Below are 19,639 nucleotides of genomic sequence, written 5' to 3'. Positions count from 1 at the left end.
TGCCGGCGATGGACGGATGGGGACCCGGAGGAGCGAGGGGGCGGCCCCCGCCGCCCCCTCGCTGGATCAGCCGAAGTACGTCGGCAGGGTGCCCTCGTGCGCGGTGCGCAGCTCGTCCAGGCCGATGCCGAACTCGCTCTGCACGTCCAGCGCGCGGTTCTCCGTGTCCACCACGCCGATCCGCGTGTGCGGATAGGCGCGCATGGTGCACATGTCCTTGAACCGTACTTCCTCGCTGCGCGGCACGGCCACCACGGCCCGTCCCTGGGTCTCGGAGAAGAGCATGGTGAACAGGTCCACGCCGTCCCGCTCGCACACCTCGCCGAGCCCGATGCGCGCGCCGGTGTCGAAGCGCAGCGCCATCTCGGCGAGGGTCGCGGCCAGGCCGCCCTCGGCGACGTCGTGCGCGGCGTCGATCATGCCGTCGCGGGACATGTTGATCAGCAGGTCGCCGAGCAGCTTCTCCCGGGCGAGGTCCACGGCCGGGGGGAGCCCGCCCAGGTGCCCGCGCAGGTTCGCCCACTCGGAGCCGTCCAGCTCGTCCCGGGTGGTCCCGAGCAGGTAGATCGCCTGCCCGTCCTCGCGCCAGCCCGAGGGGGTGCGGCGGCGCACGTCGTCGAGCACGCCCAGCATCGCCACCACGGGGGTCGGGTGGATGGCCACGCCGCCGGTCTGGTTGTAGAGCGAGACGTTGCCGCCCGTCACGGGCACCCCCAGCTCCCGGCAGCCGTCGGCGAGCCCGCGCACGGCCTCGGCGAACTGCCACATGGTCTCCGGGTCCTCGGGCGAGCCGAAGTTCAGGCAGTCGGAGACCGCCGCCGGGCGGGCACCGGAGGTCGCCACGTTGCGGTAGGCCTCGGCCAGGGCGAGCTGCGCGCCGGCGTACGGGTCGAGGTAGGCGTAGCGGCCGTTGCAGTCGGTGGACAGGGCCACGCCGAGGCCGGTCTCCTCGTCCACGCGGACCACCCCGGCGTCGTCGGGCATGGCCATGGCGGTGTTGCCCTGGACGTAGCGGTCGTACTGGTCGGTGACCCAGTCCTTGGCGCACAGGTTGGGGGAGGCCATGAGCTCGAGGACCGCGTTCTTCAGCTCCGCGCCGGAGGGGCGGGAGGCGTCGGCGGGCGAGCCGGAGAAGTGGTCGGCCTGGAGCCGGTCCTGGTCCGCGGGCCGGGTGTACGGGCGGTCGTAGACCGGCCCCTCGTGGGCGACGGTGCGGGGGTCGACGTCGACGATCACCTCGTCGTCCCACTCGATCACGAGCCGGCCGGTGTCGGTGACCTCACCGATCCAGGAGTGCTCCACGTCCCACTTCGCCATGACCGCCTCGAAGGCCTCGACCTTCTCCGGGGTCACGACCGCCATCATGCGCTCCTGGGACTCCGACATGAGGATCTCGCCCGGGGTCAGGGTCGGGTCGCGCAGGAGCACGCGGGTGAGGTCCACGTGCATGCCGCCCTCGCCGTTGGACGCCAGCTCCGAGGTGGCGCACGAGATGCCCGCCGCCCCGAGGTCCTGGATGCCCTCCACCAGCGAGTTCTTGAACAGCTCGAGGCAGCACTCGATGAGCACCTTCTCGGCGAACGGGTCGCCGACCTGCACGGCGGGGCGCTTGGACGGCTTGGCGTCGTCGAAGGACTCGGAGGCGAGCACGGAGGCCCCGCCGATGCCGTCGCCGCCCGTCCGGGCGCCGAAGAGCACCACCTTGTTGCCCACGCCCGAGGCGTTGGCGAGGCGGATGTCCTCGTGGCGCATCACGCCCACCGCGAGCGCGTTGACCAGGGGGTTGCCCTGGTAGCAGGAGTCGAAGACGACCTCCCCGCCGATGTTGGGCAGGCCCAGGGAGTTGCCGTAGCCGCCCACGCCGGCCACCACGCCGTGGACCACGCGCGCGGTGTCCGGGTGGTCGATCGCCCCGAAGCGCAGCGGGTCCATCACGGCCACGGGCCGGGCGCCCATCGAGATGATGTCGCGCACGATCCCGCCCACGCCCGTGGCGGCGCCCTGGTAGGGCTCCACGTAGGAGGGGTGGTTGTGGGACTCGATCTTGAAGGTCACGGCCCAGCCGTCCCCGAGGTCGGTGACCCCGGCGTTCTCGCCGATGCCGACCATCAGGTCCTTCGTCATCTCCTCGGTGACCTTCTCGCCGAACTGGCGCAGGTGGACCTTGGAGGACTTGTAGGAGCAGTGCTCGGACCACATGACGGAGTACATCGCGAGCTCCGCGGCGGTGGGCCGGCGGCCGAGGATCGTGCGGATCTCCTCGAACTCGTTGTCCTTGAGGCCCAGCTCGGCCCAGGGCAGCTCGGTGTCGGGGGTGGTCGTCGCGTGCTCGACGGTGTCCAGGTTGAAGTGCTTCTCGCTCATGGAGTGTTCGGTGTCCCTTACTTGACCAGTGCCTTGAGGGCGGAGACGAACAGGCCCAGCCCGTCCGTGCCGTCGCGCATGCCGACCTCGCCGGAGGCCGAGGAGTCCGCGCCGAAGCCCGGCTCCACGGCGTGCTCGGGGTGCGGCATGAGGCCCACCACGTTGCCGCCGGCGTTGCAGATCCCGGCGATGTCCCGCCGGGAGCCGTTGGGGTTGCCCCCCACGTAGCGGAACACCACGCGGCCCTCGGCCTCGAGGGCGTCGAGGGTCGGCTCGTCCGCCACGTACTGGCCGTCCTGGTTCTTGAGCGGGACCACGATCTCCTGGCCCTGCTCGAACTCGGTGGTCCACACGGTCGCGGTGTTCTCCACGCGCAGGCGCTGGTCCCGGCAGAGGAACTTCAGGTGCTCGTTCTTGATCATCGAGCCCGGCAGCAGGTGCGCCTCGGTGAGCATCTGGAAGCCGTTGCAGATCCCGAGGACCGGCAGCGGGGCGGAACCCGAGGTGCCCGCGGCGTTCGCGCCCGCGATGATGCGGTCCATGAGCGGGGCGAACCGGGCGATGGCGCCGGCGCGCAGGTAGTCGCCGTAGGAGAAGCCGCCGGGCAGGATCACGGCGTCGACGCCCTGCAGGTCCTCGTCGGCGTACCAGAGGGGGACGGGGGTGCCGCCGGCCAGCGTCACGGCGCGGGCGGCGTCGCGGTCGTCGAGGGTGCCCGGGAAGGTCACCACGCCGACGCGGGCCCCGGCGAGCGCGGCGTCCGGCGCCGGACCGGAGAGGTCCGCGACGAGGGGGGTCTCGAGACCGGCCATGCTCAGTTCTCCTCGGTCTCGTCGAGCACGGCCACGCGCACGACGTCCTCGATGACGGGGTTGGAGAGCAGCTTCTCGGCGGCCTCCCGGGCCTGGGCCAGCGCGTCCTCGGTGGCCTCGCCGTCGACGGTCAGCTCGAAGCGCTTGCCCTGCCGGACACCGGCGAAGCCGTCCAGGCCGATGCGGGGCAGTTCGTTGGCGATCGCCTTGCCCTGCGGGTCAAGGATCTCGGGCTTGGGCATGACGTCGACAACAATGCGGGCCATCGGGGAACTCCTGAGGGTCGAGCAGCGGGCCGGGATCCGGCGAACGTCAGCCATTCTATCGGTTCGGGCACGGCGGTCGCGCCGCGCGGGACCGGGACGCCGCGGTGTGGTAGGGGTCACCGCCGGCAGGCCACCCGGGGCGTGGACCCCCGGGATTCTCCAAGGCGTGTCCGGTAGACCGTGGTGCCATGAGCACCGCACCGCAGACCGCAGGGGCCCGCACCGACGACGCACGCCTGGTCTCGGTCTACCGCCGGGTCCTGACCCTGCTGGGGATCGGCACGGTCCTCGGCGCACTGACCGAGCTGGCGATGCTGCGGCACTGGCAGGGACCCGCCCAGCTGGTCCCCTGGGCGGTGCTGGCCGTGCTGCTGGCCGGAGCCGTGGCGTGGCTGGCGCGGCGCACCGCGGGGACGGCCCGCGCCGTGCGGGTCACCGCGGTGGTCTCGGTGCTGGGCAGCGCCTACGGCGTCTACGAGCACGTCCTGGCGAACCTGCGGGCCGGGCCGGTGGACCCCCGCTACGCCGAGGTGTGGGAGTCGATGTCGGGCGCGGCCCAGCTGTGGGCGGCGACCAGCGGGGCGGTCGGGCCGTCCCCCGTCCTCGTCCCCGGGACGATGGGCCTCGCCGGGGTGCTGCTCTGGCTGGCCGTCCTCCGCTGGACCCGCGCCGCCCCCTGACCCCTGTGGCCCCTGCCCCCGCTCCCGCCGAGCTCACCGGGTGGGCCCGAGAGCAGTGCCTGCACACCCCCTCCCGGGCCCGCCCGGTGTGCCCGGCGGTCCGTGGCGCGGGACGGGGTGGGAGAATGGGCCCATGACCCAGCACCCACCGGCGACCACCCCCGGACTCAGCGGCCCCGAGGCCGAGCGGCTGGCGGAGGCCCTGGGCGCCCGGGACGTGACGGTCTTCGTGGACGGCACCTCCCTGCGCCTGCCGGAGGGCGCGCGCGACGCCGTCCTGGATCTCCTGGCGCGGCTGACCCGCGGAGAGACCGTCACGGTGCGCTCCGCCCCGGCGGCCCCCGCGGCGCGGCCGGCGAGCGGCGCCGAGGAGCTGCTCACCACCTCACAGGCGGCCGCGCTCGCCGGGATCTCGGCCACGTATCTGCGCAACCTCACCACGGAGGGCGTCCTCCCCGTGCAGTACCGGGGCAGCCACCGCCGGGTCCGGCGCGCGGACGTCGAGGCGTGGCTCGCCCGGCAGGGCGAGAACGGGGCCGCCCCGGAGGACCTGCTCACCACCTCACAGGCGGCCGCGCTCGCCGGGATCTCGGCCACGTATCTGCGCAACCTCACCACGGAGGGCGTCCTCCCCGTGCAGTACCGGGGCAGCCACCGGCGGATCCGGCGCGCGGACGTCGAGGCGTGGCTCGCCGCCCGGGGCCGCGACGACGACGCTCCCGCGCCGGAGCAGCCGTGAGCGGCCACGGCCGGTCCCGCCGCGGGCGGGTGGACGTCCTGACCGAGGTGGTCGTCGCCCGGCCCGTCGACGTGGTGTCCGCCTACGCCGCGGACCCGGCCCGGGCCCCGCACTGGTACCGGAACATCGACTCCGTCGAGCTGAGGACCGGTCCCGGGCTGCGGCCGGGGACGAGAGCGGCCTTCGTGGCCCACTTCCTCGGCCGGCGGCTCGAGTACGAGTACGAGGTCGTGGAGTTCGTCCCGGGGGAGCGGCTGGTCATGCGGACGGCGCAGGGGCCGTTCCCCATGCAGACCGTCTACACGTGGGAGCCCGTGCCGGGCGGCACGAGGATGACCCTGCGCAACAGCGGTGAACCGGCCGGGTTCGCCCGGTTCGGCGCGCGCGTGCTCGCGGCGCAGATCCGCCGGGCCAATCGCGAGGATCTGCGGGCTCTGCGGACGGTGCTGGAGGGCGGGCCGCACCGCGGCACCTGAACCGGGGGAGCGCGCGGCCGGGGCGGCTCAGACGAAGCGCGCCACGACCCAGCCGTCGACCACGTCGACCGCCGCGGCCGGGAGGTCCTTGGCCGGGTCCGGCGGGGCCTCCCGGCCCGCGGCCAGGGCCAGCCGGGACCCCACGAAGCGCCCGTCGGGGGCGAAGACCCAGAAGTGGTTGGGGCACTCGAACGTCCCGGCGCGCCCGGCGGCCTCCCGGCACACCGTGGCCTGCTGGTGCGGGCAGGTGTTGCGCAGCACGTGCAGGGCGCCCTCGGCGTCCCGGGTGACGAGCACCGGGCCCGCGCCGGAGGCGGCCGTCACGAAGTCCAGCGGCGCCGGCACGGCGGAGGCCGCCACGATCCGCTCCCAGCCGCCGGTGGGCTCCCCGGGGCCGCTCACGCCGCGGCGCCGTCGGTCGCGCGGGCCGGGTCCAGGACCTCGAGCGCCGCGGCCAGCCGGGCGCGCAGCGGTTCCGCCCGGCGGGCGAAGTCCCGCTGCCGGCGCACGTACTCGGCCTTGCCCTCCGGGGTCTCGATCCGCACGGGGTCGTAGCCCCACCCGGCCAGGTCGTAGGGCGCGGCCTGCATGTCCGTGGCCCGCACGTCCCACGCCAGCTCGAAGCAGTCCAGCAGCAGCTCCGAGGGCACCGCGGGGACCAGCTTGTACGCCCACTTGTAGAGGTCCATGGTGGCGTGCAGGCAGCCCGGCTGCTCCATCCTGCGCTGGGACTCCCGGGTGGGCCGCAGCTCGTTGAGCGGCACGGCCTGGGGCTGGAAGAACCGGAACGCGTCGAAGTGGGTGCACCGGATCCTGGCGGACTCCACCACGGCGTCCGTGCCCGCGGCCCCGAGCCGCAGCTCCAGCTGCTCGTGGCGGAGATCGTTGTCCTCCGAGCGGTAGGCCATGGCCCACTCGTGGAGACCGAAGCAGCCGAAGAAGCCGGGGTTCGCCGCGTGCGCGCCCAGCACGGCCCGGGCGAAGTCGATCGCGGGGGCACGCCGGGCGCGGAAGGCGTCGTCGTCGACGGCCACGGCCCCGTCCCGGGGGGACAGCCCCAGGTCGGCGAGCTCGGGGCCGGTGAGCGGGCGGTAGAACTTCTCCCCGGCCCGCCCGGCGGCGTCCAGCAGCACCGTGCCCGCCCCGGGGTGCCAGCGCTTCAGCTGCCCGGGGGTGAGCGTGTAGTAGGTGAACAGGAAGTCCTCGACCGGGTGCTTCTGCCCGCGGTGGCGGCGGGCCACGAAGGGGTCGGCGTAGCGCGCGGCGCGCCGCTCGTGGGCGTGCGCCCGCGCCTCCCAGTCCTCGCGGGCCAGGACGGCCACGGGGCGGCTCACGGGGTCCGCCCCGTGAGCGGTCCGGTGCTGCGGGGCACGCGGATCAGCGGCCGGTTCCCGCGTAGACCGTGGCCTCCTCGTCGGAGTCCAGGCCGAACGCGCTGTGCACCACCCGCACGGCCTCGTCGAGCCGCTCGGCGGCCGTGACCACGGAGATCCGCACCTCGGAGGTGGAGATCATGTCGATGTTGATGTTCGCGGCGGCCAGCGCCTCGAAGAACGTGAACGTCACCCCGGGGTTGGACTTCATCCCGGCGCCCACGAGGGAGAGCTTGCCGACCTGGTCGTCGTACTCCAGGCCCGCGTAGCCGATCTTCTCCTCGGCGGCGCGCAGCAGGCTCATCGCCAGGTCCCCCTGGGACTCGTCCACCGTGAAGGAGAGGTCCGTCAGGGGGTCGTCCCCGGTCGAGATGTTCTGCACGATCATGTCCACGTTGACCTTCGCCTCGGCGAGCAGGCGGAAGATCCGGGCGGCGATGCCGGGCTTGTCCGGGACCCCGACCACGGTGACCTTGGCCTGGGTGCGGTCGTGGGCGATGCCGGCGATCAGCGGCTGTTCCAACGGGATCTCCTTCGGGGAAGTGGCGGCGTCTTCGGGGCCCGGGATGACCCAGGTGCCCTCGTTGTGGGTGAAGGACGAGCGGACGTGCAGCTTCACGCCGAAGCGGCGGGCGTACTCGACGCAGCGCAGGTGCAGGATCTTCGCGCCGTTGGCGGCGAGCTCGAGCATCTCCTCGCTGCTGACCACGTCCAGCTTGCGCGCCTTGGGCGCGATGCGGGGGTCTGCGGTGAACACGCCGTCGACGTCGGAGTAGATCTCGCAGACGTCGGCGTCCAGGGCTGCGGCCAGGGCCACGGCGGTGGTGTCCGAGCCGCCCCGGCCCAGGGTGGTGATGTCCTTCGTGGTGCGGTGCACGCCCTGGAAACCGGCGATGATCGCGATGTTGCCCTGGTCCAGGGACTCGCGCACGCGCTGCGGGTTCACCTCCACGAGCAGGGCCGCGCCGTGGGCGCCGTCCGTGACCATCCCGGCCTGCGAGCCGGTGAAGGACTGGGCGGGAGCGCCCATGCCGGACACGGCCATGGCCAGCAGCGCCATCGAGATGCGCTCGCCGGCGGTGAGCAGCATGTCGAGCTCCCGGGCCGGGGGCTTGCGGGTGACCTCGTGGGCGAGGTCGAGGAGCTCGTCCGTGGTGTCGCCCATGGCGGAGACGACGACGACGACGTCGTGGCCCCGGGTGCGCGTCTCGACGATCCGCCGTGCAACGCGGCGGATGCCGTCGGCGTCCGCGACGGAGGATCCACCGAACTTCTGCACGATCAGGCTCATGGGTTCAACTCCTGTGCTCGAGGGGGCCCGGCTCCGACGGCCGGCCCGGTCCGTGCGCCCGCTCCCCGCGGCAGGGCACCGGGACATCCTATCGCGGTGTGCTCAGGCGACGACCGTCCGGCCCTCGAACGCCCGGCCGAGGGTCACCTCGTCGGCGTACTCGAGGTCCCCGCCCACGGGCAGCCCGGAGGCCAGACGGGTCACGCGGATCCCGAGGGTCTTGAGCATGCGGGAGAGGTAGGTGGCGGTGGCCTCGCCCTCCAGGTTGGGGTCGGTCGCCAGCACGACCTCCTGCACCGTGTCGCCGGAGAGCCGGGTCATGAGCTCCCGGATGCGCAGCTGGTCGGGGCCGATGCCCTGGATGGGGCTGATCGCCCCGCCGAGCACGTGGTAGCGGCCGCGGAAGCTGCGGGTGCGTTCGATGGCCATGACGTCCTTCGACTCCTCGACCACGCAGATGACGCTGTCGTCCCGGCGGGCGTCGCGGCAGATGGCGCACTCGTCGAGCTCGGAGACGTTGCCGCAGATGCGGCAGAACTTCACCTTGTCCTTGACGGCCGTCATGGCGTCGGCGAGACGCCGGACCTCCTCCTTGTCCGCGTCGAGGAGGTGGAACGCGATCCGCTGCGCGGACTTGGGCCCGACGCCGGGCAGCCGGCCCAGCTCGTCGATCAGATCCTGAACGGCGCCTTCGTACACGGTGTTCCTCGATTCCCGGGCCGGTGCGCGGCCCGCTGTTCGTCCTCGGCCACGACGTCACCGGGGTGCCGGTGCGTGGGGCGCCCCGGGTCACTCCCCGGTGTGGAGGTCCCGCTCCTCGATCAGCATGCCCCCGAGGATCCGCTCGATCGCGGCGCGGCCGTAGAGGGTGGAGTCCTCGAGCGCCTCGTCGTCCGAGCTGGGCACGAAGGAGTCGTCCCAGTCTACGCCGCCGTCCTGCGGTGCCGCGGCGGGGCCGGGGGTCTTCCGTCCCGCGGCGATGGCGGCGGCGTGGCGCTCGCGGAAGCTCAGCCGTGCGCTCCCGGGGGCATCGGCCGGCGGGGCCGCGGGAGGGGTCCGCCGCGGCGCGGCCGTGGCTGTCCCCGGGGTCCCCGTGGCCTCCGGCGAGGCCGGTGCCCCGTCCGGGCGGGGCGCGGGCTGCTCCCTCGGCGGCGCGGCGCCCGGGGCGGCACCGCCTGCGGAGGCGGCGCCTGCGGAGGCGGCGCCTGCGGAGGCGGCGCCGGGCCGGTGTCCGTCGCCGTCCGCGGGGTTCCGCGGTGCCGGGTGCTGCGGCGTGGGCCGGTGCGGGGCGGGGGTCCGGGCCGCCGGTGCCTGCTGCGCGGGGGCGGCGGGCCGCCACTGCTCGGGGGGTGCCGCGTCCGGGTCGTCGGGATAGGGCGGCTCGTCCGGGTACGGGGGCTCCTCGGGCGGGGGCACGTCGTCGTCCGGCGGAGGGACGTCCCGGTGTCCCCGGCCGGGGGAGCCGTCGGCCCGCGCCCCGGACGGGTTGCCGGTGGTCTCGTGGCCGGGGCGGGACCCGCGCTGCGGGGAGGCCGGCGGATCGGCCGGCGCATCGTCCGGCGGACCGGCCTGGCGGTCCGGCTCGGAGGCGGGCCGGTCGTCGGCGGGCCGCGGACCGGCCGGGCGCGGACCGGCGGGGTGCTCGGGGCTCTGCGGCCGGACCGCGGGCTGCGCCGCCGCCTCGCCGGCGGTGCCGCCCTGGGGGATGGCGGCCACGGACCAGCTGTGCACGGGCTCCTCGGCCCAGGCTGGATCGGTCCACTCCGGGGGCGTGTCCGTGGCGGGCATCCCGTGGGCGTCCCACGGGTCCTGCCGGTCGCCCGAGGCCGGCTGCGGCGCCGCCGGTGCCACGGCCGTGCCCGAGGTCTCCGTCGCGCCCGAGGTCCCTGCCGCGCCCGAGGTCCCTGCCGGGACCGACGCCCGGGGCGGGGCCGGCTGCGCCGCGTGGCCGAGCGGTCCCCCGGATCGGTCCTGCGGGGCCGGCCGCCGCTCCGCGGCCCGCTGGGAACGGCCGTCCGCGGGGCGCTCGGCGGGGACGCGCTGCTCGGCGGGCTCCCTGTCGCCGCCGGGACGGCCTCCGCCCCGGTGCCCGGTCGAGGGCGCCGACGGCTCCGGGCCGCGCGGCGTTCCTCCGCCGCCACCGCCCCGGCCGTGCCCACCACCGCCCGGCGGAACGGCCTCCGCGCGGCAGTCGATGCCCAGGATCTGCTGCACGGCCTGGCGCAGGTCGTCCTCGAAGCGCGGGAAGTTCATGAGGTCGCCCTCGGCGTCGAACATGATGCGCAGCACCTTGCCGTCGAAGGACTGCGGAGTGCCGCGCTGGACCGTGAACCAGGCGACCCGGCGGATGTCCGCGAGCGCATTGACGATCTCCGGCCAGGAGGCCCGCAGCAGGTCGATCTCGGTGCCGCCCGGCTCGCCGGTCCGGGGCGTGCCCTCGGCCGGGGCCTGCTCCGCGGTACCGGAGCGGTCCGGCCCGGCGGACTGCTCCGGGCGGGGGGACTGCTGCGGCCCGGGGGGCTGCTCCCGCCCGGCGGCCGGCCGCTGCTCCCCGCTGGGCCGGGGCGCAGCGGATGCGGCGGCCCGACCGGCGGCGGCCGCCTCCGGCTCCGGGCGCTGGGCGTCCGCTCCGGGCGTCGTGGTGCCGGGCACCGCCGTGTCGTGCTCCGCGGTGCCCTCCCGCGGCGTCGCGGGGACGGGTGCGGTCCGCCGGGCGCCGCGGTCCGCGGGGGCCGCACCGGCAGCGGCCCCGGCGGTCTCCGGGGCGGTGTCCGCGGAGACCGCCGGGGCCGCGGCGGACTCGTCCTGCCCGGCGGCCGGGGCCGCGCCCCGGCCGATGCTCAGGCGCCGCTCCAGCCGGTCCACGCGGGCCGTGACGCCGCGCGTGGTGTCCTCCGAGGAGGGGAGCAGGATGCGTGCGCACAGCAGCTCGAGGTGCAGCTGGGGGGAGGTGGCCCCCGTCATCTCGGTGAGGGCGGTGTTCGTGATGTCCGCGGCGCGGGAGAGCTCCGCCGCGCCGAGCTGGGACGCCTGGTTGCGCAGCCGGGCGATCTGGTCCTGGGGCATGCCGTGCAGGATGTTGCCCGCCGACTCGGGGACGGCGTTGACGATGATCAGGTCCCGGAACCGCTCCAGCAGGTCCTCCACGAAGCGGCGGGGGTCCTGTCCCGTCTGGACCACGCGGTCCACCGCGCGGAAGACCGTGGCGCCGTCCCCGGACGCGAAGGCGTCGACCACGTCGTCGAGCAGGGCGCCGTGCGTGTAGCCGAGCAGGGCCACCGCGAGGTCGTAGCCGATGCCCTGCTCGTCGGAGCCGGCCATGAGCTGGTCGAGCACGGAGAGCGTGTCGCGGACGGAGCCGGCGCCGGCGCGCACCACCAGGGAGAGCACCCCCGGGGCCACCTGCACGTGCTCCTGGGCGCAGAGCTGCTCGAGGTAGTACATGAGCGGTTCGGTGGGGACCAGCCGGAAGGGGTAGTGGTGGGTGCGGGACCGGATGGTCGTGAGCACCTTGCTCGGCTCGGTGGTCGCGAAGATGAACTTGATGTGCTCCGGCGGCTCCTCGACGATCTTGAGCAGGGCGTTGAAGCCCTCGCGCGTGACCATGTGCGCCTCGTCGATGATGAAGATCTTGTACCGGTCCCGGATGGGCGCGAACGTGGCGCGCTCACGGAGGTCACGGGCATGGTCCACGCCGCCGTGGCTGGCGGCGTCCATCTCGATGACGTCGAGGGAGCCCGCGCCGTCGCGGGCGAGGTCGCGGCAGCTGTCGCAGCGCCCGCACGGAGTGGCGGTGGGACCCTCCGCACAGTTGAGGCAGCGGGCCAGGATGCGGGCGGAGGTGGTCTTGCCGCACCCGCGGGGGCCGGAGAAGAGGTAGGCGTGGCTGACCCTGTCCTTGCGCAGCGCCGTCATCAGCGGCTCGGTCACGTGCTCCTGACCGATGACGTCCTCGAAGGTCTCCGGGCGGTAGCGGCGGTACAGGGCGGTAGTCACAGATGACACCTTAGCGACGGAATCCGACAGGCGGGCCGGGCGGATCGGCGCTGGGGACGCGGGCCGCCGCGGGGACGAGAAGACCCCTCGCGCACCCGCCAGAGCCCATTTACCCTTGCTACCTTCCGGTCCTGGGGGAGTTCAACAGGATGACGCCACGCGAGGGGCTGTCGGAGAGTCTAGCGGATGCTGCGGGGCGGGTCGAAACCCGGAGGGCGGACCCGTGGATTCGGCATTGCCCGGAGGTTCGGCTATGCTGGACCCCGCATGTTCCGGCGCCGTCAGGCCGGCGGGACGTGCACGCCTGGAGGATTCGCCTAGCGGCCTATGGCGCACGCCTGGAACGCGTGTTGGGTTCACGCCCTCGGGGGTTCAAATCCCCCATCCTCCGCAGAAGCAAGAGCCCCGCACCGGGAGATCCTCCCGGTGCGGGGCTCTTTCTCGTGCCGGCCCTGCCGCCGAGCGCTCTGCATCGGCCGCCCCGGGGGAGTGCCCCGGGGCGGGCCCTCAGGATCGGGCGCGGCGCCCCGGGGACCGGCGGGCCACGACGACGGCTCCCACGAACCCCACCGCCCCGAGGGCCGCGATCCACCCGGTGGCGGAGGGGTCCCGGGGCGGGTCCTGCGCCGGGACCCGGGTCACGGTGCCCAGGGAGATGCGCGTGAGCGTGCCGGGGCTCACCGGCTGCCGGGCGGGCAGGAGTCGGCCCCCGGCCGTGGGCTCCTGCTGCAGCAGCGCCCCGGCGCCCGGCCGGTGGACCGCGGACGTGCCGGGCGTCACGAGCGAGGCGTGCTCCAGGGCGGGCAGGTCCGCCGGGTCCGCGGCCCGTTCCGCCGGGGTCGCGGTCGCCGGCTCGGCCGGGGTTCCTCCGGTGCGCTCCTCTTCGGTCCCGGACTGCACGGTGCGGCTCTCGTCCGCCGCCGCGTGCTCCTCGGGCACCGGGGCGGCGCCGTCGTCCGGCGCGGTGCCGCCGGTGCCGGGCTCGGCGGTCCCGCCGGGCCCGGGCGCGGCCGTGGGGACGTCGGCGGGGCCGGTCCCGGGTGCCGGCGCGGCAGGGTCGGCCGGGGGCCCGCCGTCCGACGGCGCGGGCGCCGTGGCCTCGGCGGCGGACCCGTCGGACGGCGCGGAGGGCACCGGGGTCTCGGCGGCGTGGGCCGCTCCGGGGGCGAGGACGAGGAGGGCGGCCAGCGCCAGCGGGCGAAGGGTCATGGGGGTCTCTCCGGGGGGATGAGGGCGGAACAGGACCACATCGTAACGTGACGTCGTTCCCTCGCAGGCGTTCACTAATGCAATACCCTGCTCATGTGACGGAACGGGCTGTTCCGCCGCACCCGCAGCTGTCCCCCCGGCTGTGCTCCCCCCCCCCCCGTCCTCTATCCCCCCAAGAGGTCCCCTTGAAGCTGCCTTCCTTCACCATGTCCTCGTCCGTCCTCCCGGCGGCACTCCTGGTCGGCGCGATGGTTGCCGGCGCGACGCTCGGCGTCGGCACCCCGGCCCACGCCTCGAGCACCGGTACGGTCCACACCGCCGCCGGCGTCTCCTCGCAGTACCACGTCTACGACGACGGCGTGGACCGGTCCAAGGCCGTCGGTGTGGTCTTCTACTTCGACGGCGACGGGCAGTACTACGCCCAGCGTCCCACCACGTCCATGCTCCGGACCATGGCCGCGCGGGCCGCGGCCAGGAACATGGTCCTCGTGGTGCCGGTCGCCCCCGTCAACCGCTCCTGGACCTCGAACAGCGAGGCGGTCGGCGACTGGTTCCGCGCCCTGGCGGCCCGGGTCGTCGCCGAGCAGCGTGCCGACACCACCCGGATCCACCTGGCCGGGTACTCCGGCGGCGCCGAGTTCATCTCCACGGAGGTGCTCTCCGACCGCGCCGGCTGGATCCGCGGCGGCGGCTCGACCCTCATCGGCGGCGGCGGCGTGTACAACGGCCGGCTCGAGAGCACCCCCGACGCCGCGCTCCGGGCCACGGACCCCACCTGGTACGTGGGCTCCCTCGACAGCTACGGCGCCACGCAGCCGTCCACCTGGTCCGCGCTGGACGCGGCCGGCAAGGGCGCGGCGGCGTACCAGAAGGCCGGTTTCGCGAAGGCGGACCGTGTGGTGCTGCCCGGCCTGCACCACACCGCCTACGACCTCGCCGACCTGGTCGGCGACGACCTCGACCGGCTCCACTCGGTCCCGGGCGCGGCCCCGGCGCCCGGGACCGCCGCGCCGACCGGCACCGACGTGGTCGGCGGCTACCAGCTCACCGGTGCGATCGGGCGCACGTGGGCCGCGCTGGGCGGCACGGCATGGGCCACGCCCGTCAGCGCGGAGTACCCCTCCGGGCACGGCTCCGTCTACCAGCGCTTCGAGGGCGCCGACGGCCGGGACAAGGCCCTCTACTGGTCCAGGGCCACCGGGACCCGCGTGGTCGACTACGGCGGGTCCATCGGCCGGAAGTTCGCCGCCGGTGGCTACGCGGGCAGCTACGGCCCGCCGCTGACCTCCGAGAAGCGACTCGCCGACGGCGGTGCCTACCAGGTCTTCGACGCGTCCGGGAAGCGGACCAAGATCATCTGGTCCTCCCGCACCGGCTCGCACGCGATCAAGGAGTACGGGGCCATCGGCCGCAAGTGGGCGGCGCTCGGCCACGAGCGCGGCCTCGGCTACCCGACCACCGACGAGTACAGCACCCCGCGCGGCATGGCCCAGGACTACGCCGGGGGCCGGATCGAGTGGAACGCCACCACCCGGGCCGTCACCGTGACCCGCTCCTGACCGCCGGAACGCACCCCGGTCCCCGCGAGCGCGCCGCGCGGGGACCGGGGGCGCCGGAGGGCCCGCCCCTAGGATGGGCGCATGATCTTCCAGGCCGTGGGCGACTCCCGCCCGTATCCGGACCACGGTCTCGTGACGCCGACCGACTGGTCCGGCATCCCGCCGCGCCAGGTGCGCCTGGACCAGCTGATCACCACCAAGACGACCCTGGACCTGTCCACCCTGCTGGACGCGGACTCCACGTTCTACGGCGACCTCTTCCCCCACGTGGTCCGGTGGGAGGGCCGGCTCTACCTGGAGGACGGGCTGCACCGGGCGCTGCGCACGGCGCTGCACCACCGCACTGTGATGCACGCCCGCGTGCTGGAACTCGGCCCCGGGCCGGGCGGACGCGCCGGGACCGGGCGGGACGGGCGCGCCGGGACCGGGCAGGACGGGCTCAGGAGGCCGCGCTGAGCGGAGGCCGCTCGGGGGTGATCGGCACCGGGTGGCCATCGGCGTCGAACTGGGCCCCCAGGCCCTGCTGGATGAACCGGACGGTCGAGCGGATGTGCCGCTCCTGCGCCGCCCGGTCCTGGTCGGAGTTCTGGCCGCGGTCGGCCGCGGCGGTCAGGGAGCCGTGCACCAGGGCGGCGAGCTCCGAGATGTCGCCCTCCGGCAGGTAGGCCTGGCCGATCGCGTCCCGCAGGATCGCGGCCAGCAGCCCCTGCAGCTCGCCCACGTGCTCGCCCAGCTTCTGGTAGTCCTCCGGGGAGAGCACGGTGCGCATGGTGGGGCCCGGGGGCAGGTGGCGCCGGGTGAGGTCCTCGATCTGGGCCCGGATGTAGACGGCGAGCCGGTCCACCGGGTTGGCCACGCCCTCCAGGTCGCGGCGCAGGTCGGTCATGAACCGCTCGGTCTCGTCCAGGGCGTAGGCCACGAGCAGCTCGCCCATGTCCGCGAAGTAGTTGTAGACCGCGGTGCGGCCCACGGCGGCGTTCTTGGCCACGTGGGTCATGGTCAGACCGGTGAGGCCCTGCTGGTAGAGCAGCTGCCCGAAGGAGTCGAGGATCGCCCGTTTGGTGTTCTCCCGCTGCGCGGCATTGGTGGCCGCCGAAATACGAGGCATGATGACACCTTATCTGTGCGTGTCACCAAATTGTGCACACTGTACTGGTCCATGGTGACGGTATGTCTGACTATGACACCACCGTTTCCGGGAATGCGGCCCATCCGCTCAGAAGATCTGGGGAAACGTCCAGGAAACCCTCAGCGGGGCGCGGCTCCCACGCCCCGGGAGCCACGCCCCGGGATCGGCGCCCCGGGAGCGGCGCCGCGGGTCGGCTGGGGGCGGAGCGGCGGCCGGGCCCGCCCTGCTCAGCGCTCGGCGGCCGAGCCGCCCTGCCAGAGGGAGTCGAACGGCGCGCGCGAGGTGATGCGCTGCCGGATCCCGGCGGAGACGAAGGCCTTCGCGGTGCGGGCCGCCTCCAGGGGCTCGGCCCCCTTCGCCAGTTCCGCGGCCACCGCCGCCGCGAGCGTGCAGCCCGCGCCGGCCACCGGGACCTCGCCCACCTTGGGCTCGGAGAGCACCTCGAGGGTGGTGCCGTCGTAGAAGACGTCCACGGCGTCGGGGCCGGACAGGCGCACCCCGCCCTTGGCGAGGACCACGGCGCCGGACCTCTCGTGGATCCGCCGCGCGGCCTCCTCCAGGTGCTCCACCGTGCTGATCTCCTCCATGCCGGACAGGGAGAGGGACTCGAAGTGGTTCGGGGTCACGAACGTGGCCAGCGGCAGGATCTCCGCCTTCAGCGCCTCGTCCGTGTCCAGGGCCGCCCCGGGCTCCTGGCCCTTGCAGATCAGCACGGGGTCCAGCACGAGGTGGCGCGGCGCCAGGGCGGCGAGCACCTCGGCGGTGGTGGCGATGGTCTCGGGGCTGCCGAGCATGCCGATCTTGACGGCGTCCAGCTCGTGGGCCGCGGTGATGGCCTCGAGCTGCTCGCGCAGGACGTCCTGCGGCACGGGGAACAGGCGGTGGCCCCAGTCCGCGGCGGGGTCGAAGGACACGATGCAGGTCAGCGCGAGGGAGCCGAAGACCCCGAGCTCCTGGAAGGTCTTGAGGTCCGCCTGCGCACCGGCACCACCGGTGGCCTCGGAGCCGGCGATCGTCAGGGCGACGGACGGCTGGGCGGCGTGGTCGGCGGCGGGGGCGGGGGCGGTGCTGGTGTCGGTCATGGGAGCCATTGTGCGCTCCCGGCCGGGGCCGGGGCCAACCGCGGGCGCTAGACTGGCCGACGGTCTCCGGCCGGCACGCTGTCCCCGCGCGGGGCCGCGGCGGCGGGGACAGGGCACCCGGGTGGCAGGCGGGCGCCCCGCGTCCGTCCAGCACACCTCACCGTTCGGACGACGGCGCCCGCCCCGAGCGGGCCGTGCGCCGCGTCCCGACAGATTGGCGACCGACCGTGTCCTCCTCCTCCGGCCCGGCCCCCGCCGGGTTCGCCCGCCGTCCCCGCACGTACTTCGACCTCGTCGTGGCCGCGTACTGCGTGATCCTGGTGCTCTCCAACGTGGCCGCGACCAAGGGGGTCGCGTTCGGCCCCGTCATCACCGACGGGGGCTTCTTCCTCTTCCCCCTCGCCTACGTCCTGGGCGACGTGGTGGCGGAGGTCTACGGCTTCCGCCCGGCCCGCCGGGCCATCGTCACGTCCTTCGCCGCGGGGCTCTTCGCCTCGGTCGTGTTCTGGCTCGTCATCGCCCTGCCGCCGGCGGAGTTCTACCAGGGCCAGGCGGCCTTCGAGGCCGTCCTGGGCCCCGTCCCGCTCATCGTGGCGGGCTCCCTGCTGGGCTACCTCGCGGGGCAGCTGCTCAACGCCTTCGTGATGGTCCGGATCAAGGCCCGCACCCGGGAGCGGCACCTGTGGGCCCGGCTGATCGGCTCCACCCTGGTGGGCGAGCTCGTGGACACCGTGGTCTTCTGCACGGTGGCGGCCCCGGTCATCGGCATCACCACGGTGGCCGACTTCCTCAACTACGTGGTGGTGGGCTACGTGTACAAGGTCCTCGTGGAGGTGCTCGTCATGCCGGTGACCTACGCCGTGATCGGCTGGCTCAAGCGCAGGGAGCCGACCTACGGCGGCACGGGCGTCGCGGGGGAGCCCCTCGCGGCCCGGCGCTGAGGGCAGGCGCCGAAGGACGGGCCGGCCCAGGCGATCCGGGCTCAGAAGCCGAGGTAGGCCAGCTGCGCGCCCACCGAGCTGCGGGCGGCGGGCAGCACGTGCGCGGGGACGTCGGGGTAGATCCGGGCGGTGATGGCCTCGAGGGTCGCGGCGCGGCCCAGGGCGCGCAGTGCCTCCCGGATCTCCGCGAGACGATCCATGCGGTGCTCGAGGAGCTCCTCGCACACCGCCTCGACGTCCTCCCGCACGCCCCCGTGCGCCGGGAGCACCAGGGCGTCGCCCAGCACCGCCAGGCGCTGCAGCGAGCGCAGGTAGTCGCCCAGGCTCCCGTCCGGGTGGTCGAGCATCGTGGTCCCCCGCCCCAGCACCGTGTCGCCCGTGAGCACCGAGCCCGTGCCGCGGGCGGCGTCCCCGCCGGCGGCCGGGGTGTCGTCGGGCAGGTGGAAGCTCACGGAGTCGGAGGTGTGCCCGGGGGTGTGCAGCACCCGGATCCGGCACCCGGCGGCCTCGATGGTCTCGTGGTCGGCCAGCGGTGCGGCGTCGCGGCAGAACTCCGGGAGGACGGCGCGCACGGGGGCGCCGGTGAGCTCGTGGAAGTCGTCGACGGCCTCGGTGTGGTCGGCGTGGCGGTGCGTCACGAGGGTGAGCACGGTCCGGCCCGCCGCGGCAAGGGCCGCGAGGTGGCCGCGGTGGGCCGGTCCCGGGTCCACGACGACGACGTCCTGCTGCCCCGGCGCCCCGATCAGCCAGGAGTTGGTGCCGTCCAGGGTCATGGGCCCCGGATTGGGGGCGGTCAGCCGCCGGGTCAGTGCGGTGGTGCGGGTGCCGGGGTCCTGGGTCATGCGGGCAGACTATCGGAGCCGGGGGGAGGGGCTGCCGGCCGGGCGGCCCTCGGTCCCGGGGACGGCGGTCGGTACAGTGGCGCACGTGAGCACCGAACCTGCGCCGCAGCCGGGGGACCGCGAGCCCGCCACGCGGCCGGCCTGGGTCACCGTGCTCAAGGCCGGGGCGCTGCTGGCGCTGCTGGCCGTGGCCGTCTGGTACCTCATCGGCCACGAGCTGCCGACCGTGGAGCAGGTGCGGGCGCTGGTCGAGGGATTCGGCGCGTGGGGCCCCCTCGTCTTCGCGGCGGTGTTCGTCCTGGTGGCGGCCACGCCGGTCCCCGTGACGATCATGGCCGTGTCCGGCGGCTTCCTCTTCGGCATGGCCCAGGGCAGCGTGGTGGGTGTCGTGGCCACCACCCTCGGGGCGTGGCTGGGCTACTGGCTCGCCCGGTTTCTCGGCCGCGACGCCCTGTACCGGCTCGCGGGCGGCCGCGTGGAGGCCGTCGAGCGCAAGCTCGTCGGCAAGGGCTTCCTCACGGTGCTCGTGCTCCGGCCCGTCGTGCCGAACTGGACGCTGAGCTACGGGGCCGGTCTCGTGCGCATCCCGCAGCGCGACTACCTCGGCGCCACCCTGCTGGGCGGGATGCCGGGCCAGGTGAGCTTCGCGGCGGTGGGCGCCTTCACGTCCCGGCCCTCGTGGCCCGCCCTGGCGGTGGTCGCCGCGTCCTGGGCGGTCGTGGTGGTCGTGGGGGTGCTCGCCTGGCGTCGGTCCCGGCACGAGCCCCAGCCCGCGCCGGACGCCGACGGCGTCGGGACCGCCGAGTAGGCCCGCCAGCGGGCCCAGGGCCCAGGGCCCAGGCCAGGGTGCAGGCGCAGGGCCCAGCCCCGGGGCAGGAGC

The 19,639-nt window shown here is 74.7% G+C and carries 18 protein-coding genes, 1 tRNA gene, 1 other RNA gene and 1 pseudogene; 8 read left to right on the top strand and 13 right to left on the bottom strand.

Annotated elements, in window-relative coordinates; all coding sequences use genetic code 11:
* Nucleotides 1-66 precede the first annotated feature (66 nt).
* From purL to purS, 3 genes are read right to left on the bottom strand one after another with little or no spacing between them, the layout of a single operon-like run.
* Nucleotides 67-2,364 carry a phosphoribosylformylglycinamidine synthase subunit PurL gene (gene purL, locus QYM41_RS01140; RefSeq protein WP_368797892.1) on the bottom strand — a complete coding sequence of 766 codons (2,298 nt, stop codon included), beginning with the start codon at nt 2,362-2,364 and terminating at the stop codon, nt 67-69.
* Between the two features lie 17 nt (nt 2,365-2,381).
* Nucleotides 2,382-3,176, bottom strand: a complete 795-nt coding sequence (gene purQ, locus QYM41_RS01135; protein WP_368797891.1) for a phosphoribosylformylglycinamidine synthase subunit PurQ — start codon at nt 3,174-3,176, stop codon at nt 2,382-2,384.
* A 2-nt stretch (nt 3,177-3,178) separates the two neighbouring features.
* On the bottom strand, nt 3,179-3,442 hold the full coding sequence (purS, locus tag QYM41_RS01130; RefSeq protein WP_031283211.1) for a phosphoribosylformylglycinamidine synthase subunit PurS: 264 nt from the start codon (nt 3,440-3,442) through the stop codon (nt 3,179-3,181).
* 188 nt (nt 3,443-3,630) lie between these two features.
* On the opposite strand from purS, the gene QYM41_RS01125 reads away from it, so the two are divergent.
* The 3 genes from QYM41_RS01125 to QYM41_RS01110 all read left to right on the top strand — a co-directional run bounded on the left by QYM41_RS01125 (nt 3,631) and on the right by QYM41_RS01110 (nt 5,337).
* The gene (locus tag QYM41_RS01125; protein ID WP_368797890.1) at nt 3,631-4,122 is read left to right on the top strand and encodes a hypothetical protein; all 492 of its coding nucleotides are present in this window, start codon (nt 3,631-3,633) and stop codon (nt 4,120-4,122) included.
* 133 nt (nt 4,123-4,255) lie between these two features.
* On the top strand, nt 4,256-4,861 hold the full coding sequence (locus tag QYM41_RS17930; protein WP_438612530.1) for a helix-turn-helix domain-containing protein: 606 nt from the start codon (nt 4,256-4,258) through the stop codon (nt 4,859-4,861).
* A complete protein-coding gene (locus QYM41_RS01110; RefSeq protein ID WP_368797889.1) occupies nt 4,858-5,337 on the top strand; it encodes an SRPBCC family protein in 480 nt (159 codons plus the stop codon). Before QYM41_RS17930 ends, QYM41_RS01110 begins: the two co-directional genes overlap by 4 nt.
* 27 nt (nt 5,338-5,364) lie before the next feature.
* On the opposite strand, the gene QYM41_RS01105 is transcribed toward QYM41_RS01110, so the two are convergent.
* From QYM41_RS01105 to ffs, 6 genes are all read right to left on the bottom strand, one after another.
* Entirely contained in the window at nt 5,365-5,739 is a 375-nt protein-coding gene (locus QYM41_RS01105; RefSeq protein WP_368797888.1) for a Rieske 2Fe-2S domain-containing protein, read from the bottom strand.
* The gene (locus tag QYM41_RS01100; protein ID WP_368797887.1) at nt 5,736-6,671 is read right to left on the bottom strand and encodes a 3-methyladenine DNA glycosylase; all 936 of its coding nucleotides are present in this window, start codon (nt 6,669-6,671) and stop codon (nt 5,736-5,738) included. The genes QYM41_RS01105 and QYM41_RS01100 overlap by 4 nt, the downstream gene beginning before the upstream one ends.
* Nucleotides 6,672-6,714: 43 nt before the next feature.
* Complete coding sequence (locus QYM41_RS01095) at nt 6,715-8,001, bottom strand: aspartate kinase (protein ID WP_368797886.1); 1,287 nt, start codon at nt 7,999-8,001, stop codon at nt 6,715-6,717.
* 102 nt (nt 8,002-8,103) lie between these two features.
* Entirely contained in the window at nt 8,104-8,700 is a 597-nt protein-coding gene (gene recR, locus QYM41_RS01090; RefSeq protein ID WP_298589693.1) for a recombination mediator RecR, read from the bottom strand.
* 90 nt (nt 8,701-8,790) lie between these two features.
* Nucleotides 8,791-11,997, bottom strand: coding sequence for a DNA polymerase III subunit gamma and tau (locus tag QYM41_RS01085; protein WP_368797885.1), 3,207 nt, complete (start codon nt 11,995-11,997; stop codon nt 8,791-8,793).
* 75 nt (nt 11,998-12,072) lie between these two features.
* An RNA gene (gene ffs / locus QYM41_RS01080) (signal recognition particle sRNA small type) lies at nt 12,073-12,169 on the bottom strand.
* Between the two features lie 134 nt (nt 12,170-12,303).
* On the opposite strand from ffs, the gene QYM41_RS01075 reads away from it, so the two are divergent.
* A tRNA-Ser gene (locus QYM41_RS01075) sits at nt 12,304-12,388 on the top strand.
* 116 nt (nt 12,389-12,504) lie between these two features.
* Here QYM41_RS01075 and QYM41_RS01070 read toward each other — a convergent pair.
* Nucleotides 12,505-13,206 (bottom strand): hypothetical protein, encoded by a 702-nt coding sequence (locus QYM41_RS01070; RefSeq protein WP_368797884.1) that lies wholly within the window; start codon nt 13,204-13,206, stop codon nt 12,505-12,507.
* 185 nt (nt 13,207-13,391) lie between these two features.
* Between QYM41_RS01070 and QYM41_RS01065 the strand changes: the two genes are divergently transcribed.
* Together QYM41_RS01065 and QYM41_RS01060 are read left to right on the top strand one after the other, a co-directional pair.
* Nucleotides 13,392-14,765 carry an LGFP repeat-containing protein gene (locus QYM41_RS01065; RefSeq protein ID WP_368797883.1) on the top strand — a complete coding sequence of 458 codons (1,374 nt, stop codon included), beginning with the start codon at nt 13,392-13,394 and terminating at the stop codon, nt 14,763-14,765.
* 81 nt (nt 14,766-14,846) lie between these two features.
* Nucleotides 14,847-15,137 (top strand): annotated as a pseudogene (locus QYM41_RS01060) (type II toxin-antitoxin system VapB family antitoxin); the annotation flags it as partial.
* Nucleotides 15,138-15,204: 67 nt separating this feature from the next.
* Here the strand turns inward: QYM41_RS01060 and QYM41_RS01055 are convergent.
* Both QYM41_RS01055 and QYM41_RS01050 read right to left on the bottom strand, forming a co-directional pair.
* Nucleotides 15,205-15,873 carry a TetR/AcrR family transcriptional regulator gene (locus QYM41_RS01055; protein ID WP_368797881.1) on the bottom strand — a complete coding sequence of 223 codons (669 nt, stop codon included), beginning with the start codon at nt 15,871-15,873 and terminating at the stop codon, nt 15,205-15,207.
* Between the two features lie 248 nt (nt 15,874-16,121).
* A complete protein-coding gene (locus tag QYM41_RS01050; RefSeq protein ID WP_368797880.1) occupies nt 16,122-16,976 on the bottom strand; it encodes a hydroxymethylpyrimidine/phosphomethylpyrimidine kinase in 855 nt (284 codons plus the stop codon).
* A 227-nt stretch (nt 16,977-17,203) separates the two neighbouring features.
* Here QYM41_RS01050 and QYM41_RS01045 point away from each other — a divergent pair, with 227 nt between their 5' ends.
* Nucleotides 17,204-17,917, top strand: a complete 714-nt coding sequence (locus QYM41_RS01045; protein WP_368797879.1) for a queuosine precursor transporter — start codon at nt 17,204-17,206, stop codon at nt 17,915-17,917.
* Between the two features lie 41 nt (nt 17,918-17,958).
* On the opposite strand, the gene QYM41_RS01040 is transcribed toward QYM41_RS01045, so the two are convergent.
* Nucleotides 17,959-18,759 (bottom strand): MBL fold metallo-hydrolase, encoded by an 801-nt coding sequence (locus QYM41_RS01040; protein ID WP_368797878.1) that lies wholly within the window; start codon nt 18,757-18,759, stop codon nt 17,959-17,961.
* 85 nt (nt 18,760-18,844) lie between these two features.
* Between QYM41_RS01040 and QYM41_RS01035 the strand changes: the two genes are divergently transcribed.
* Nucleotides 18,845-19,567 carry a TVP38/TMEM64 family protein gene (locus QYM41_RS01035; protein ID WP_368797877.1) on the top strand — a complete coding sequence of 241 codons (723 nt, stop codon included), beginning with the start codon at nt 18,845-18,847 and terminating at the stop codon, nt 19,565-19,567.
* The last annotated feature ends 72 nt before the right edge of the window (nt 19,568-19,639 follow it).

It is taken from the genome of Kocuria oxytropis (assembly GCF_040981195.1).
In the GTDB taxonomy this organism is placed as follows: domain Bacteria; phylum Actinomycetota; class Actinomycetes; order Actinomycetales; family Micrococcaceae; genus Kocuria; species Kocuria oxytropis.
Note: the sequence above shows the minus strand (reverse complement) of the source record. Positions and strands in the feature narration are given on the sequence as shown.